Annotated in this window: 14 protein-coding genes and 1 pseudogene; 14 read left to right on the top strand and 1 reads right to left on the bottom strand. The window is 30.1% G+C overall.

The window, feature by feature from the left end:
• Positions 1-110 precede the first annotated feature (110 nt).
• Both CLOBL_RS13215 and CLOBL_RS13210 read left to right on the top strand, forming a co-directional pair.
• Positions 111-1,652, top strand: coding sequence for a right-handed parallel beta-helix repeat-containing protein (locus CLOBL_RS13215; protein ID WP_077859475.1), 1,542 nt, complete (start codon positions 111-113; stop codon positions 1,650-1,652).
• 190 nt (positions 1,653-1,842) lie between these two features.
• Complete coding sequence (locus CLOBL_RS13210; protein WP_077859474.1) at positions 1,843-2,916, top strand: galactose ABC transporter substrate-binding protein; 1,074 nt, start codon at positions 1,843-1,845, stop codon at positions 2,914-2,916.
• A 59-nt stretch (positions 2,917-2,975) separates the two neighbouring features.
• Here CLOBL_RS13210 and CLOBL_RS13205 read toward each other — a convergent pair whose 3' ends face one another.
• On the bottom strand, positions 2,976-4,574 hold the full coding sequence (locus CLOBL_RS13205) for a ferredoxin--nitrite reductase (RefSeq protein WP_077859473.1): 1,599 nt from the start codon (positions 4,572-4,574) through the stop codon (positions 2,976-2,978).
• Positions 4,575-5,212: 638 nt separating this feature from the next.
• On the opposite strand from CLOBL_RS13205, the gene CLOBL_RS13195 reads away from it, so the two are divergent.
• The 12 genes and pseudogenes from CLOBL_RS13195 (at position 5,213) to ric (ending at position 15,773) form a co-directional block, all read left to right on the top strand.
• Positions 5,213-5,851: an FAD-dependent oxidoreductase gene (locus tag CLOBL_RS13195; protein ID WP_242953837.1), complete on the top strand. Its 639-nt coding sequence runs from the start codon at positions 5,213-5,215 to the stop codon at positions 5,849-5,851.
• A 168-nt stretch (positions 5,852-6,019) separates the two neighbouring features.
• On the top strand, positions 6,020-7,210 hold the full coding sequence (locus CLOBL_RS13190; RefSeq protein WP_077859472.1) for an MBL fold metallo-hydrolase: 1,191 nt from the start codon (positions 6,020-6,022) through the stop codon (positions 7,208-7,210).
• Between the two features lie 340 nt (positions 7,211-7,550).
• The gene (locus CLOBL_RS13185) at positions 7,551-7,970 is read left to right on the top strand and encodes a flavodoxin (RefSeq protein WP_077859471.1); all 420 of its coding nucleotides are present in this window, start codon (positions 7,551-7,553) and stop codon (positions 7,968-7,970) included.
• Between the two features lie 195 nt (positions 7,971-8,165).
• Positions 8,166-8,927, top strand: coding sequence for a SagB/ThcOx family dehydrogenase (locus CLOBL_RS13180; protein ID WP_077859470.1), 762 nt, complete (start codon positions 8,166-8,168; stop codon positions 8,925-8,927).
• A gap of 238 nt (positions 8,928-9,165) precedes the next feature.
• Positions 9,166-9,921: a DUF438 domain-containing protein gene (locus tag CLOBL_RS13175; RefSeq protein WP_077859469.1), complete on the top strand. Its 756-nt coding sequence runs from the start codon at positions 9,166-9,168 to the stop codon at positions 9,919-9,921.
• A 240-nt stretch (positions 9,922-10,161) separates the two neighbouring features.
• Positions 10,162-10,737 (top strand): Ada metal-binding domain-containing protein, encoded by a 576-nt coding sequence (locus tag CLOBL_RS13170; RefSeq protein WP_077859468.1) that lies wholly within the window; start codon positions 10,162-10,164, stop codon positions 10,735-10,737.
• On the top strand, positions 10,737-11,231 hold the full coding sequence (locus CLOBL_RS13165) for a methylated-DNA--[protein]-cysteine S-methyltransferase (protein WP_077859467.1): 495 nt from the start codon (positions 10,737-10,739) through the stop codon (positions 11,229-11,231). Before CLOBL_RS13170 ends, CLOBL_RS13165 begins: the two co-directional genes overlap by 1 nt.
• Positions 11,198-11,809: a DNA-3-methyladenine glycosylase gene (locus tag CLOBL_RS13160; RefSeq protein ID WP_077859466.1), complete on the top strand. Its 612-nt coding sequence runs from the start codon at positions 11,198-11,200 to the stop codon at positions 11,807-11,809. Before CLOBL_RS13165 ends, CLOBL_RS13160 begins: the two co-directional genes overlap by 34 nt.
• A 214-nt stretch (positions 11,810-12,023) precedes the next feature.
• Entirely contained in the window at positions 12,024-12,221 is a 198-nt protein-coding gene (locus CLOBL_RS13155) for a DUF2249 domain-containing protein (RefSeq protein WP_077859465.1), read from the top strand.
• A 338-nt stretch (positions 12,222-12,559) separates the two neighbouring features.
• Positions 12,560-13,333, top strand: coding sequence for an FAD-binding oxidoreductase (locus CLOBL_RS13150; RefSeq protein WP_077859464.1), 774 nt, complete (start codon positions 12,560-12,562; stop codon positions 13,331-13,333).
• A 32-nt stretch (positions 13,334-13,365) separates the two neighbouring features.
• A complete protein-coding gene (locus tag CLOBL_RS13145) occupies positions 13,366-14,832 on the top strand; it encodes an NADP-dependent glyceraldehyde-3-phosphate dehydrogenase (RefSeq protein WP_077859463.1) in 1,467 nt (488 codons plus the stop codon).
• A gap of 244 nt (positions 14,833-15,076) precedes the next feature.
• A pseudogene (ric, locus tag CLOBL_RS13140) lies at positions 15,077-15,773 on the top strand (iron-sulfur cluster repair di-iron protein).
• Positions 15,774-15,916: the final 143 nt, after the last annotated feature.

Genomic DNA, 15,916 nt, shown 5'->3' with positions numbered 1-15,916 from the left:
ATATAATTAAGAATATTCTTAAGATATTCAAAAGAAGGTAATAGTTGAGCATATTTTTAAGTTATATATTAAAGGTTTACAATAAGATTGTTATAAAAGGAGAGATTATTATGAGTAAAAAAATTAAAATGATGGCATTTGCCGTAGGTGCACTATTATCAATTTCCAGCTTATCTTTAACAGGTGTACAAGCTAGCGCAACTTCAATAAGTGATATTTCAAGTATTACAACTTCAACAACTAGTGCGCAAATTCAATTGTCAGATGATAAGGGTAACATTAATGCAGCAAGTTTAAGCTCAACAGGAATGTATACTAACTTAGCTAGTGCAGCAGATAGTTCTTTCACAAATGCAGTTTATGTAGCTTCAAACGGTTCTTCTAGCAATAGTGGTACTTCCAGCAGTCCTTTAGATTTGGCAACAGCCTTACAAAAAATAGCCAATGGACAAGCGAAGGCGATTTTACTACAATCAGGAACCTATAAGTTTAATAGTCAATTTACTATTTCAGCTAGTGGAACTGCAGGTGATTACAATATATTAAAGGCTTGCAAAGGTGCAAGTGTAATATTAGATTTTTTAGGAGAAGCATATAATTCTAGTGACACTTCTAAAAATGATAGAGGTATACAACTTAATGGAAATTACTGGTATATTGAAGGCATAACAATAAAGGGTGCGGCAGATAATGGAATGATGTTATCAGGTAAGCATAATGTTTTAGAGAGATGTATATTCGATAGCAATAAGGATTCAGGGTTACAAATCAGCAGAAGCAGTTCGTCTATAACTAATTTTAACGATTTTCCAAGTGATAACTATATAATAAATTGTACTTCAAAAGATAACTGTGATCCAGCAACATATGAAAATGCAGATGGTTTTGCAGCTAAATTAACTTGCGGAAATGGAAACGTGTTCGATGGATGCATTTCTTATAATAATAGTGATGATGGCTGGGATTTATATGCAAAAACAGATACAGGTTCTATAGGTGTGGTTACAATCAGAAATTGTATTTCTATGAGAAATGGTAAAACAGAAGATGGAACTACTAAGTCAAGCTGCGACGGTAACGGATTTAAATTAGGAGGTTCTGGAGTTCCAACAGCTCATATAGCTACAAATTGTTTAGCAATACAGAACTTACACCATGGGTTTACAGATAATGATAATCCTGCTGCACTTCAATTAACTAATTGTACTGCTTTTGATAATAACCAAGGCGGCAGTAAGAATAATTTTAGCTTATATCGCTGTGATGGTGCTAATTTATCTAATTCTATTTCGTATACAACAAACAAGACTTCTGATAAGCTTCAAAATTTAACTGCTGATCATATTGTATATACAAATAGCAGTAAATGGTATAAAGTAACTAATAATCAAGCTATAGATACAAGTGATTCTTCTAAAAGAGGAGAAGTTATCTCAACAGGAACATCAGCTTCTGATTTTACAAATGCAACTATACCATCTGTAGGGACAAACTTTGACCAGTTATGGAGAAATAGTGATGGAACTTTAAACACAAAGGGTGTGGCTATAATATCTCCATCAAGCCAGTTTGGGACTTTTTCAGCAGATGGAGGAATAATAGGAGCAAGATTTTCTGATAATAATAAAGCAGCAGAGCTTGAAATAGAGTAAGTTAGTATAATTTAATTTTGATATTTATAGATTTCTATTTAAGCTTGTTCAAGTGATTTGTGGTGAGCATTTTGAACAAGCTTTTTTTAAAATTCTAAATTTGAAAAAAACTAAGAATAAATTATATATTTATATGCAATATAACATTACAGATATAATTAAAATAATTGTATGAATTGTGGGTGTTATAATGAAAATATTAAGAAAAACAATTACATTGATTTTAGTTGTTTTAGCTATCTTTACATTAATAAACTCTACCAAAGTTAAAACATTTACTGATTCAAATTTAAGAGATCGCAATGGGAAGACAGTTAATACTGCTGTTATATTTTTTAGAACTGATGATCCATACACTATGAGGATTGCAGAAAGCTTAGAAAATATTGAAAAAGATAATAAAAATAACATTAAATTTACCTTTTTTAATCCACAAAATAATATAGCTATACAAAATGAAATGATAGATTCTGCTGTCCAAGGTAATTATGATTTACTTATATTATATTTAGCAAAAAAAGAAAAAAACATTGTAGAAGATGTGATTCTCAAAGCCCAAGAAAAAAATATTCCGTTAATATTAATGAATATTCCTTCAGAAGTGGTAGCACAAGTTTCTAAACTTTATAGTAAAGCTGTTTTTGTAACACCAGATTCTAAGCAGGCAGGGATTGCCCAAGGGAAAATTATTGTTGATTTATGGAATAATAAGAAGAAGATAATAGATAAAAATGGTGATAATATACTACAATATATCATGCTAGAAGGGCCATCTGATGATTCTCAAGTAATTGATAGAACTAAATATTCAATTTCAACTATTAATAATGCAGGAATAAGAAGAGAACAGCTTGCACTTGTAAACGGTAATTGGTCAAGAGAGTTAGCTAAAAATTCTATTGATAACCTGTTTCTTAAACTTGATGGAAGTATTGAGGCAATAATCGCCAACAATGATGCAATGGCATTAGGGGCTATAGATGCACTACGAAAATACGGATATAATAGTGGTGATAAATTTAAAAATATAGTAGTTGTTGGCATAGATGGATTACCTGAAGCGAAAGATTTAATTGATAAAGGTTTTATGACTGGGACTGTTATTCAAGATCAAGATGTTGCCGCTAATCTGCTTTATACTGTTGGCATGAATTTAGCTAATAACTTAAATCCAATAGAAAATACAAGTTATAAGATTATTGGCGATGAAATTATAATTCCATATCCTTATAATACATATACAGGAAAAACAAACAATTCATAAGCTAGTAAGCTGAGTTTCTAGAATTTAGAAAAGCTCAGCTTAGTTATATAACTTAAGATTTAATTATAATTAAGATTTTTCTTTATTTTAGTGATACCTATTCTGCTAACAAATTCATTAAAAGGTTCATTTTCTAATTTATTTTCTTTAAAGAGTAGTATTATACTTTCAATAACTAAATGTGCGTCAGATGATTTAATTCGTAGATTTAGGTTTTCAGCAAAATTACCATCATCATTTAGTGTTCCACCAAGCCATATGGTAAATGCTTCTTCAGAGCCTTCTTCAGTTTTTATAATTGCACCTTGAAGACTTATATCAGCTATATGCTTCTGTCCGCAAGAGTTTGGACATCCGGTAAAATGAATACGGATTGGGGTATCAAGTTTAATTTTAGAGTCAAGGTATTCAACAACTTTTTTTGCTCTTTCTTTTGTTTCAACTATGGCTAAATTACAAAATTCTTTGCCAGTACAAGAAACTGTATATCCAATAAAAGCTTTTGGATCTGGAGATAAATGCTTGAAGACATCTTTTTCTAATAAGGAAGGCACATCTTCATTATTTACACCTGTAATAATTAAATTTTGCGATAATGTAGTTCTTATTTTACTATCTCCGTATTTTTCGGATATATGTGCAAGTTGAAAGAGTTCATCACTAGTGATTTCACCTAATGGTAGATTAACTCCAATATAACTTTTATCTTTTTGTTTTTGTGGATGTGCTCCAAAATAATATGCAGCATTCCAGGAAGATAATTTATCTTCACCACTATTTTGCATAACCCCAATGATTTCTATTAATTTAGCTAGAAATTTTTCTATGCCCCAGTCTGCTACTAAGAATTTTAAGCGTGCACGAGTACGTTTTTCTCTATATCCATAGTCTCTGAAAATAGTACACACACCTATTGTAACTTTAAGTACATCTTCAGGTTTTACAAAGATATCAAGCTTTTGTGCTAAATGAGGAGTAGCTGAAAGTCCTCCGCCAACCCATACGTGAAAACCAACTACTTCATTGCCATCAATATTTTTAATTGCAGGAGTGAAAGCAAGGTCATTAATTTGTGCATGAGCCGCATTATGTATGCTGGCAGATATTGATATTTTAAATTTTCTTGGTAAATTAGAAAAATCTTTGTTTAATAAAAAGAAGTTATTAACTTCTTCAATAATTTCAGTTGTATCTATAAGTTCATCTTTATCAACTCCAGCAAGTGGATTACCAACTATTGTTCTAGGACAGTCTCCACAAGCCTCAAAAGAACTTAAACCATATTCCTCTAGTTTTTTAAAGATTACAGGTAAATCTTTAACTTGAACCCAGTGAAATTGAACAGCACCTCTTGTGGTTACATTTGCAATTCCACGCCCATAGTCCTTGGCAATTTCTGCTAAAACCTTTGAATGCTCAGAACTCATAATTCCAGAATTTATACGTACTCTCATCATAAAATATCCTTCTCTTGGCTTTTGTTCGTAAACTCCAGCCCATTTAAATCTGTTCATATCTTCAGGAGTTATGGAACTATAACCTTCCTTTGAATATTTTTCTACAATGGTTTTAATTACATCCAAACCATCTTTTTCAAGCTTTATATGTTCGACTTCATTTAGTTTTTCATCTTTAGACCAAAATACTTCATAAGACATTTAATGCCCCCCTTATCTTATAGTTCATTTTTAATATATCCGTAGACTTTGCTTACTCCATCTCCAAAATATAAGAGATTATCAAATTTTGAAAAGTTTAATCTATCATCAGAATTTAAATATTCATTTAAAATAAGTCTGCCTTTAATAGTTCCTAAAATATTAGTGATACCTTTATAAGCATCATTTTCAATAATATCAGTTAAAGTACATTCTATAGCAATTGGACATTCTTCGATTATAGGCGTATTTATAATTAAAGACTTGACCGGTGTTAAGTTAATAGCATCAAACTTTTGAATTTCATGGCCAGACTTAGTACCACAAAAGCTAACTTCTTTTCTAAGTGAACGGTCAGGGATATTAATTTTTCATTTTCAGATTCCTCCTAAAAAGTTTGTATTTTAAGTAAATTAATTTATTTAACTATTTAACTTTATAATATAAAAGATTATAGTGCCGTGATATAAATCACTTAATTATCAGCTTATAGTGAAAAGCTTGTATAAAAATATATCTTATTAAAATGCAATTTATAAATTCAAGATATTACCATCTAAATTATTATTGTGTTTAAGGTGATATTTATATTGTTTAATTATTCATCGCATTTTACAGCAGAATTTTCTTCCTGCTTGATGCCTCGCCAACTCGATAAATATGTATCATATAGATTAAAGCAATCGATTGAAACTCAAGGGGGGGAAGTTATGCTTAATACTGAAGTAAAAGAAATATTAGGTGAAGGTAAAGTTCAAGGCTTTATTACAAAATCTGGAGTTCAAGGCACCTGTGATATGGTTATGTTCTCTACGGGGATTGTGCCAAATATTCAAATCGCACATAATACTGAAGTGAAGGTAAATAAGGGAATAGTAATAAATAATAGAATGGAAACAAATATAAAGGATATATTTGCAGCAGGAGATATATCTGAATTTAATGGGAAAGTTTACGGTTTATGGAGTATAGCAATGCAGCAAGGGAAAATTGCAGGAGCAAATATATGTAATCAGAATTTAATTTTTGAACCACCTGCACCTGGTACTTCATTTGATGCTTTTGGTATATCTGCATTTTCACTTGGAGATATTGAAGAAAATCAAGATACAAATTCAATAGTTGAAAAAATAGATGATGAAAATAGATATTATAGGATATTTATTCGTAATAATCGTGTTATTGTTACTATTGTATTAGGTAATGCTAAAAAGTTTATGGCTCTCAAAAGTATTATTGAAAAAAGTTGGAGGCTAATTCATCTAATTATTCAATAGATAAAATTATTGAAATGCTTATAAACAAAAACAAGTAAAAACTTATTGTATGAGAATCATGCTCAGCTAATATAGGTATATTTTTATTTCAAAATGTATATATTAAGCTTTAGGTTAATTCTTTCTATAGAGTTTCTTAAGTAAAATATAAAAAATGGAGGAATAAACATGAAAGAACTAAAAAATGGTGTATATTGGGTTGGAGCTACTGACTGGAAAATTAGATATTCTCATGGATATGAATTATCCACTCATAGAGGAAGCACCTATAACTCGTATCTCATTAAAGATGAAAAAACTGTTCTTATAGATACCGTATGGGAACCGCTAACCGACAGATTTTTAGAGAATTTAAGTGAAGTTACTGATATTTCAAAAATTGATTATGTCGTTATGAATCATGGCGAGCCAGATCATTCAGGAGCATTACCGGCAATAATGGAGTATATTCCTGATGTACCTGTAATAGTATCAAAAAAGGGATTAGAAACTGCAAAAAGATATTATCAAAAGGAATGGAATTTTAAGGTGGTTTCTACAGGAGATAAAATAAGCATAGGTAAAAATGATCTTACATTTATTGAAGCTAGTATGCTCCATTGGCCTGATAGTATGTTTACATATCTCAGTGGAGAAAATATATTATTTCCTAACGATGCATTTGGACAGCATTATGCATCCTCAAGCATTTTCAATGATGAGGTAGATGAAGCAGAAGTTTATCAGGAATCTCTTAAATACTATGCCAATATTCTTACTCCTTTTAGTAAATTTGTAACAAGAAAGATAGATGAACTTAAGAAACTTGGAGTTCCAATAGATATAATAGCACCAAGTCATGGTATTATTTGGAGGAAAGATCCTATAAGGATAGTAGAAAAATATTATGAATGGGCAGCTGGAAATTCAGAAAAAAGTGCAGTAATTGCATACAATTCCATGTGGGGAGCTACTCATAAAATAGCTGAGTTTATAGGTAAAGGTCTAGGTGAAGGCGGAATAGATTACAAAATATTTAATGTTGCAACAGCAGATAGAAATGATATAATAGCAGAAATTTTTAAGGCAAAAGGAATAATCCTCGGATCATCAACCGTTAATAATGGACTATTAACCTCTATTTTACCACTTATTGAAGATTTGATGGGATTAAAATTTATTAATAAAATTGGAGCTTCCTTTGGTAGTTACGGATGGAGTGGAGAATCACCAGATATACTTTCAGAGTATTTGACAAAGGCCAAAATTAAAGTTATAGAGAATGGTTTGAAATTTAAGTATATGCCTAGCGATGAAGAACTTGAAGAGTGTAGAACTTTTGGAAAGAATTTTGCAAAGAAAGTACTTGAGGAATTTTAAAAGCCAAAAAATTATTTCAAATCCATATTAAAAGAACATTATAAGGTTCTTTTTTGTTGTTTGTAATATTAATGCTCCTAAGAAAAAATTTAATTTCTAAACGTAATTTTACTGTTATTTGATTCTAATCACATTTTATTAAAAACAATAAAGCTATAATTAGGCCAAAGGATATAGATAAGCAAATTATAAACTTGATTTATACATGGAATAATTATCTATTAAAGTTAAACTTTCATGTGATTTTGGTAAGCTACCACATAAGTCTAAGTTTAAAGTTGGATATCTATAAATAAAAATAAATCTTATGAATGAACAGTGAAATTTAGGAGGAATTAATATGAAAATTATTTATTTTAGTCAAACAGGAAATACAGAAAAGATGGCAAATTTAATTTTAGAAGGCATTGAATCTGAAGGTAAAAAAGCTGAATTAGCAGAGGTATCAAGTGTATCACTTGAAGATGCGAAAAATGAAGAAATACTTATTTTACGATGCTCGGCTTATGGAGCAGAAGAATTGGATGATGCTGAGATGGAACCTTTTGTTAAATCATTAGAAGGAAATATACAAGGTAAAAAGGTCGCACTTTTCGGCTCATGGGGATGGGGCAATGGTGAATGGATGAAAGAATGGGAAAAGAGAATGGAGTCATATGGAGCTTCATTAATAGGTGAAAGCTTAGCAGTTCAAGAATCTCCAGAAGGTGAAGATGAAGATAAATGCGTAAGTTTTGGAAGGTTAATAGCAAAATCTTAATAAGGTTTAAATTACTTACATTAATTTAATTATGAATATTTTAATTTACTAAATGTTTAAAACAGTCATGAATATAAATATACATGGCTGTTTTAGTTTACTCATTATTTAATGAAATTACTTGGTAACTTATGATACATACTTTTTTATTGGCTAGGAATATCATAAATTATAAGTGATGAAGGAGGAATATTTATGACAAGATATGAAGTACAAAGAGGCTTTTTAAAATCTAATTTTAGAGAGTTTAAAAATATAAAAACTGATAAAATGAAGGGAATACCTCAGCCGCCTGCTATTAAGGTTTACAATTCATCCTCTAATATTATTGATCTTCCAACTATCAATGAAAAAGTTGTGGAACACTCGAGCATTTATGAGTGTATAAAGAAAAGAAGAAGTACAAGATTTTATGCTGATAAATCGATGAGCTTGGAGGAATTATCTTATCTTTTATGGGCTACTCAGGGAATTACTGAAATCAATAAGGCAGGTCTTACTCTAAGGACAGTTCCTTGCAGTGGTGCAACTCACTCATTTGAAACATATTTATTTATCAGTAATATTGAGGGTATTGAAGAAGGTGTATATAGATACCTTCCAGTAGAGCATAAATTATTATTCATGCTTAAATTAGATGAAATAGATAATAAAATAGATGCAATTACTTTGGAGCAGCCATTTGTACCTAATTTTGCAAAGAAAGCTGCAGTATTATTTGCATGGAGCACAACACCATATCGTTCAGAATGGAAGTATGATATTACAGCTCATAAAAAGATATTAATAGATGTCGGTCATGTATGCCAGAATCTTTATTTAGCAAGTGAATCTATTGGAGCAGGAACATGTGCCATAGGTATATATGATCAGAATATGATAGATAGACTTTTAGGCTTAGATGGTGATGAAGAATTTATAATATACCTTGCAGCTATTGGTAAAAAACAAGAATAAAAGAATAACAAATTTTAGAATTTGACTGAAATCACATTATATTTAAATGAAATAACTTAAAATAATCTTACAGAGAGTAAACATTACCTTAGAAATTTTACTGATAAGATAATAGAAATATAAATGAATTAAATTTATAGCTTAACAGAAAATACTAATGATTTAAAAGATTGTGTATACAAGGAAATAATTTTGTTTAAATTACCATTAATATAAATTCAAATAGGAGGAATGGAAAATGAACACTACAAAAATTAAAGAGTTAACTGATGTTTTAGAAAAGTTAAATCAGGGTGGAGTAACAGAAGATTTAAGAAAAGAAGCTTTAGATATAGTTTCTGATATAAATCCAATTGAACTATCAATTGCAGAGCAAAATTTAATAGAAAAAGGAATGAACCCTCAAGATTTAAGGCATCTTTGTGATATTCACATGGAGGTACTAAAGGGTGAACTTGATAAAATTAAAACAAAAATTGGACCAGGGCATGTTGTGGATACATTTATTGCGGAACATGAAAAGATTCTTGGATTTTTAACAGAACTTGAGGAAATTAATTTTAAAATTCAAAAGTCTGAAAGCTATGAAAGCAGCATAAAAGAATTTGAAGAATTGAAAATTGTCATTGATAATATATTAGATGCAGAAAAGCATCATCTAAGAGAAGAACAGGTATTGTTTAGTGAGATGGAAGATAGGAAAATTACAGGGCCAACTAGAATAATGAGAATGGAACATGATGATTTGAGAGCGAAGAAGAAATTTTTAAAACAAATAGCAGAAAAGGCTTCTGAATTAAATTTTAAAGAAGTAAAAGAAAAAGTTGATGATACAGCAAAATATATAGTATTTAATTTAAGAGATCACATATTTAAAGAAAATTATATTTTATATCCAACAGCAATAGAAGCCATAAAAGATAATGAAATATGGAATGATATGAAGAGAAGATGCGATGAAATAGGATATTGTGGTTTCACACCTGAAATATAATGCATTTAGCAATTATAAAAAATGAAGGAAATATAGAGTTTACAGCCAAAGAATTAAAAGTATTATCGATTATATAAATTAAACAACAAAATATTACATAGCAAAATACAGGAAGATTTTCTGTTATTAAAAATGCTATACTCCTCATATAAAATAAATTTTTGTATGAGGAGTTGTTTATATTATGAATAAAATTGGAATTATAAATTGTTATACAGTTATTATTCTGGAGGTGCTAATATGAAAAATAATCGTATGATACTTGATGAGGAAAAGTGGAAAGCGACAATAGATTGTGATAAGCAATATGATGGTTTATTTTACTATGCAGTAAAGACAACTGGTATTGTATGTAAACCATCTTGCAGAGCTAAAGCTCCATTAAGAGAAAATACATTATTTTTTAATAATATTAGTGATGCTTTAGAAGAAGGATTCAGGCCCTGTAAGTTATGCAGACCGGATATAATTGAGTATAATTATGAACCGAATAAGGAATTAGTTGAAAGTGTAAAGGAAAAATTAAATAAAAACTATAATGGCAACATTGACCTTAAAGCTAGTTCATATGAAGTAGGTATTAGTACAAGTCATTTAACGAGATTATTTAAAGAATTTTATGAAATTTCTCCAATACGTTATATTGTTAAATTAAGAGTAGCTAAAGCAGCTGAATTGCTTGGACGGTCAGATACAAGTATTCTTGAAATTGCCTATGCAACTGGATTTAAAAGTCTATCTAACTTTTATAAATTTTTTAAAGAGCAGACAGGTTATACACCAAATGAATATAGAAGAGGTGGAGGAGGTTTGTAGTGTACATATATTTTTATGAAACAAGTATTGGTAAAATTGGTATAAGTGAAAGGAGTGGAAAAGTTACTAATTTGTATTTAAAAAATGACAAACTACCTCAAAATATTCAAGTGTATGAATCTCCCATACTAAAAGCAGCAGCTAAGCAACTTGAAATGTACCTTTCCGGTAATCTAAAAGAATTTTCTATACCCTTTGAACCTGATGGAACAGCATTTATGAAGCAAGTTTGGATAAGTCTTTCTGAGATACAATATGGTAAAACAGTAAGCTACAAGGATATAGCAGTGAAAATAGGCAGACCTAATGCTGCACGTGCTGTAGGACTTGCAAACAATCGGAATCCAATTCTAATATTTATCCCATGTCATCGTGTCATAGGAATAAATAAATCACTTACAGGCTATCGTGGAGGAATTGAGTTAAAAAAGAAACTACTTGAAATGGAGAATAAAAAGATATGGAGTTTTTTGAATATGGACAAAAAGAGATAGAATATTTAATAAGTAAGGATAAAAAACTTGGGGCAGCTATTGAAAAGATTGGTATGATAAAACGTGAGATTAATCCAGAACCATTTACTGCACTTGTTTCAAGCATTGTTAGTCAGCAGATTTCAAAGAAGGCAGCAGAAACTGTATGGAACAGACTGTGTAGTCTACTTGGAAACATTACGCCAGAGAGTATTGCACAAATGACCCTGTCTGAAATTCAAGGTTGTGGTATGACTGTAAGAAAAGCTGAATATATAAAGGGAATTGCAAATGCTGCCATGATTGGTGAAATAAATTTTCGTACACTACATACTTTAACTGATGAAGAGATAATAAAAAAGCTTTCTGCACTTAATGGGATTGGTATTTGGACTGCTGAAATGCTGCTGATTTTTTCGCTCTGTCGTCCTGATGTGGTAAGCTATGGAGATTTAGCCATCAGAAGAGGAATGATGAGATTATACGGACTTATAGACCTTCCAAAGGAAAAGTTTAATAAGTACAGAAAAATATATTCACCGTATGGATCTGTTGCTTCATTATATTTGTGGGAACTATCTCATGTCATAGTTAAATAAGGAAAATACATTAGAGGTATATTATACTTTTTATCATTTTAAATAGATGGGAAGCTATTGGATCTTGTATAAAAAATTTAATAGAAATGTCATCTAAAATCACATCTAGAATTGTGGTATTTGATTTCAATCACATCTTATTAAATTTAATAAAGTTATAATTAACTAGAAAATAAATTTTAAAATACATAAGAAAAATTAGGAGGAAGCAATTATGTCAAATTTTGCAGCAACTGTAGATGCGAGAATATATGAACCTAAAGATAAACATCCAATTATTTTTAAGATTTTTGAAAACTTAAGCTCGGAACAAAAAATGGAACTTATAAATGATCATGATCCACGTCCATTGCATTATCAATTTATAATGGAGCTTCCAGAACAATTTGAATGGGAGTATCTAGAAGAATGACCTGAAGTATGGAGAGTTTCCATCACAAAGAAATAGGTCGTTTTATATAAATGTAGATAATAAAAATCTAAGTAAAAAAACTATCTCGATTTATTTTGAGGTAGTTTTTTTGCGCTAGCTATTTTTTATAATTATAAATTTAGCAGGTAGCGTGAATCGAGAACTGAATTTAGTAGCTTTTATTATTTAAGATGCTATTTTATATAATTTTTAAAATTTGATTGAAATCATATTGTATTTATTTTGCTAAGGATATAATGAGCTCATGAATTAAATAAAACAAATTCAAGAGAGCTACATTTGAAAATGAAAAACTAAAGAAAAGCGAGGAGATTTTAATGATAGACGATAAGGAGACTTCAAATGATAAGTGGAAAGGGTTTAAAGATTTCAAAGTATTTAAAACAGTTAAAGAAGATGAGGTGGTTACATCCTTCTATTTAGAAGCATTAGATGGAAGTAAATTGCCACAGTTCGCAGCAGGACAATTTATAGCTGTCAGAATTAAAAATGAAGATAATACTTTTACTAAACCCAGACAATACACATTGTCCATGAATTCAAATGAGGAATTTTATAGAATAAGTGTAAAGAGAGAAGAGAATGGTTTCTTAAGTAAGAAATTATGTGATGAGATAAAGGAAGGAGATAATCTTCAAATAACTGCACCTCTTGGAAAGTTTGTATTAAAAGATAGTGAAAAACCACTAGTTTTAATAGGAGGAGGAATTGGAATAACTCCAATGCTTACAATGGCTTATGATGCAGTAAATAGTTATAGAGAAATACATTTTATTTATAGCATACCTAATTCAACACATCATAGTTTTAAAGAGGAAACAGCAAAATTACATAATAATAGTAACTTCAAAAGTACTGTATTTTATACACGACCTATTGAAACTGAGGAATTGGAAAAAGATTTTGATATAAGAGGTAGAATATCGAAGGAATGGATGTTGGACAACCTTCCAAAGGATGGAGAGTTTTATTTTTGCGGGCCAGTACCATTTATGAAAACTATTTATCATAATTTAATAGCAATGGGAGTTAAAAAGGAAAATATAAACTTTGAAATGTTCGAAGCAGGAGTAGATATAACAAAAGAGTAAAAAACAATAAATAACCAAGGAGGAAATAGATTATGTTTAATAATATAAAGGATGAAAATAATACTTTTAAGAATTTAATAAATGGAGAATGGGTTAGCAGCAGAAGCGGTAACTTTGTAGATATAAGATCGCCATTAGATAATTCATTGTTAGGCAGGGTTCCAGCAATGATAAAAGAGGAGGTGGATATCGCAGTACAAACTGCAAAAGAAGCTCAAAAGAAGTGGAGTAATGTAACAATAAATGAAAGAGCAGAAATATTATACAAAGCATCAGATATTCTATTAGAAAATATAGATGAATTATCGGAACTTATGATGATGGAAATTGCTAAGGATAGAAAAAGCTGTAGGTCAGAAGTATCTAGAACTGCAGATTTTATAAAGTTCACTGCAGATACAGCAAAGAATTTATCTGGTGAAAGCATTCCAGGAGATAGTTTCCCAGGTTTCAAGAATAATAAAATGTCAATTATAAAAAGAGAGCCATTAGGAGTTGTACTTGCAATATCTCCATTTAATTATCCAATAAATTTATCAGCTTCTAAAATAGCACCAGGATTAATGGCAGGAAATTCAGTTATATTAAAACCTGCAACTCAAGGGAGCTTGTGCGGATTATATCTAGCAAGGGTATTTGAAAAAGCAGGAGTTCCAGCAGGAGTACTAAACACAGTTACAGGTAAAGGAAGTGAAATTGGGGATTATATTACCACTCATAAAGGTATAAACTTTATTAACTTTACAGGCAGCACAGAAATAGGAACTAGAATTTCTAAGATGACTAGTATGGTACCACTTTTAATGGAATTAGGAGGCAAGGATGCTGCTATAGTTTTAGAAGATGCTGATTTAGAATTAACTGCAAGTAACATTGTTGCAGGTGCATATTCCTATTCAGGTCAAAGATGTACAGCAGTAAAGAGAATTTTAGTAGTAGATAAAGTGGCAGATAAATTATTAGAAAAAATTAAAGAAAAGATGAAGAAGCTTACTGTAGGAAATCCTCTGGAAAGAGATGTAGATATAGTACCACTTATTAGTTCTAAAGCTGCAGATTTTGTTTATGGATTAATGGAAGATGCAAAAGAAAAAGGTGCAGATTTAGTTGTAGGAGGGAAAAGAGAAGGCAATTTAATTTATCCAACGCTTTTTGATAATGTTAAAACAGACATGAGACTTGCATGGGAGGAACCATTTGGTCCAGTACTTCCAATTATAAGAGTAAAGGATAAAGATGAAGCTATAGAAATAGCAAATAAATCAGATTATGGACTTCAAAGTTCTGTATTTACAAAAAACATAAATGATGCATTTTATGTAGCTGATAAGTTAGAAGTAGGAACAGTTCAGGTAAATAATAAAACAGAAAGAGGTCCAGATAATTTCCCATTCCTTGGAGTAAAAGCTTCTGGTATGGGGACTCAAGGAGTAAGATACTCAATTGAAGCTATGTCTAGACCTAAAGCAACTATAATAAACTTATCAATAAATAATTAAGAATAATGCAAGAATGAAATGATTAAGAAGAAATCATTATCTTAATATTTAGTACATGCTCAAAAGATAGTTAAACTTATCTTTTGAGCATTTTTTATATGTATTTGATTTGAATCACAGTTTGTTAAAGCCAATAAAGTTATAATAAATTTAGAAGTTAGATAAAAATAAATAATAAAAATTAGAGAAAACTAATTAATAGTTATAGAGTCTTATGGTATATGACATAGAGGAGGTATAAACAATGAATACATTTAATAGTAATCAAAAAATTGGAGAGATAGTAAACAAGTTTCCAAATGCTGCAGATATATTTAAGGAATATAAAATCGATTTTTGCTGTGGTGGAGATAGACCATTAATTAAAGCGATAAAAGAGCAAAGGGTTAATGAAGCAGAATTATTAGAAAGAGTAAACAATGAATATGAGAAAATAAAAAGTAATCCTTACTCAAAAGATAGGGACTGGATGCAGGCACCGCTTGATGAATTAGTTGATCAAATTATAAATGTACATCATGCTTATCTTTATGAGAATCTTCCTAAAATAAGTGAGTTAACAACTAAAATATTAAGAGTACATGGAGAACACCATCCTGAACTTTCAAAGGTTCATAAGTTATTTCATACAATTAAAATGGAATTAGATGCTCATTTAATTGAAGAAGAGACAATCCAATACCCTGCAATCAGGAAATATTTAACAAGTAACAGTGACGCTGATTTAGATAAGGCAATAAATATAATTAATAAGCTGCAAGATGAACACACTGGAGCTGGAAATATACTTAAAGAACTAAGAGAGATAACTAATGATTATGAGGTTCCAGCTGATGGATGCACTACTTATAGATTAACCTACTCTAAGCTGCAAGAAATGGAAGCAGATATATTTAGAAAATAATATATTATTTCCAAGGCTTTATGAATTAAAGAAATAATCTACAGTACCAAATTTCAACTTAGACTTATGTGATAACTTACCGAAATCATAAATATTTTTATTCCGAAAAACTATAAAAATGTCGTTGAAGGTTCTAAGCTGCAGGTTGCATCCACTTTAGCATGCTCCAACTTTCAGTTT

Source organism: Clostridium sp. BL-8 (assembly GCF_002006495.1).
Classification (GTDB): domain Bacteria; phylum Bacillota; class Clostridia; order Clostridiales; family Clostridiaceae; genus Clostridium.
Note: the sequence above shows the minus strand (reverse complement) of the source record. Positions and strands in the feature narration are given on the sequence as shown.

Coding starts and splice junctions, on each gene's coding strand:
- CLOBL_RS13145 (WP_077859463.1), top strand. CDS start 13,366: ATGTTTAATAATATAAAGGATGAAAATAATACTTTTAAGAATTTAATA.
- CLOBL_RS13215 (WP_077859475.1), top strand. CDS start 111: ATGAGTAAAAAAATTAAAATGATGGCATTTGCCGTAGGTGCACTATTA.
- CLOBL_RS13155 (WP_077859465.1), top strand. CDS start 12,024: ATGTCAAATTTTGCAGCAACTGTAGATGCGAGAATATATGAACCTAAA.
- CLOBL_RS13205 (WP_077859473.1), bottom strand. CDS start 4,574: ATGTCTTATGAAGTATTTTGGTCTAAAGATGAAAAACTAAATGAAGTC.
- CLOBL_RS13195 (WP_242953837.1), top strand. CDS start 5,213: ATGCCTCGCCAACTCGATAAATATGTATCATATAGATTAAAGCAATCG.
- CLOBL_RS13185 (WP_077859471.1), top strand. CDS start 7,551: ATGAAAATTATTTATTTTAGTCAAACAGGAAATACAGAAAAGATGGCA.
- CLOBL_RS13150 (WP_077859464.1), top strand. CDS start 12,560: ATGATAGACGATAAGGAGACTTCAAATGATAAGTGGAAAGGGTTTAAA.
- CLOBL_RS13180 (WP_077859470.1), top strand. CDS start 8,166: ATGACAAGATATGAAGTACAAAGAGGCTTTTTAAAATCTAATTTTAGA.
- CLOBL_RS13170 (WP_077859468.1), top strand. CDS start 10,162: ATGAAAAATAATCGTATGATACTTGATGAGGAAAAGTGGAAAGCGACA.
- CLOBL_RS13175 (WP_077859469.1), top strand. CDS start 9,166: ATGAACACTACAAAAATTAAAGAGTTAACTGATGTTTTAGAAAAGTTA.
- CLOBL_RS13190 (WP_077859472.1), top strand. CDS start 6,020: ATGAAAGAACTAAAAAATGGTGTATATTGGGTTGGAGCTACTGACTGG.
- CLOBL_RS13210 (WP_077859474.1), top strand. CDS start 1,843: ATGAAAATATTAAGAAAAACAATTACATTGATTTTAGTTGTTTTAGCT.
- CLOBL_RS13160 (WP_077859466.1), top strand. CDS start 11,198: ATGGAGTTTTTTGAATATGGACAAAAAGAGATAGAATATTTAATAAGT.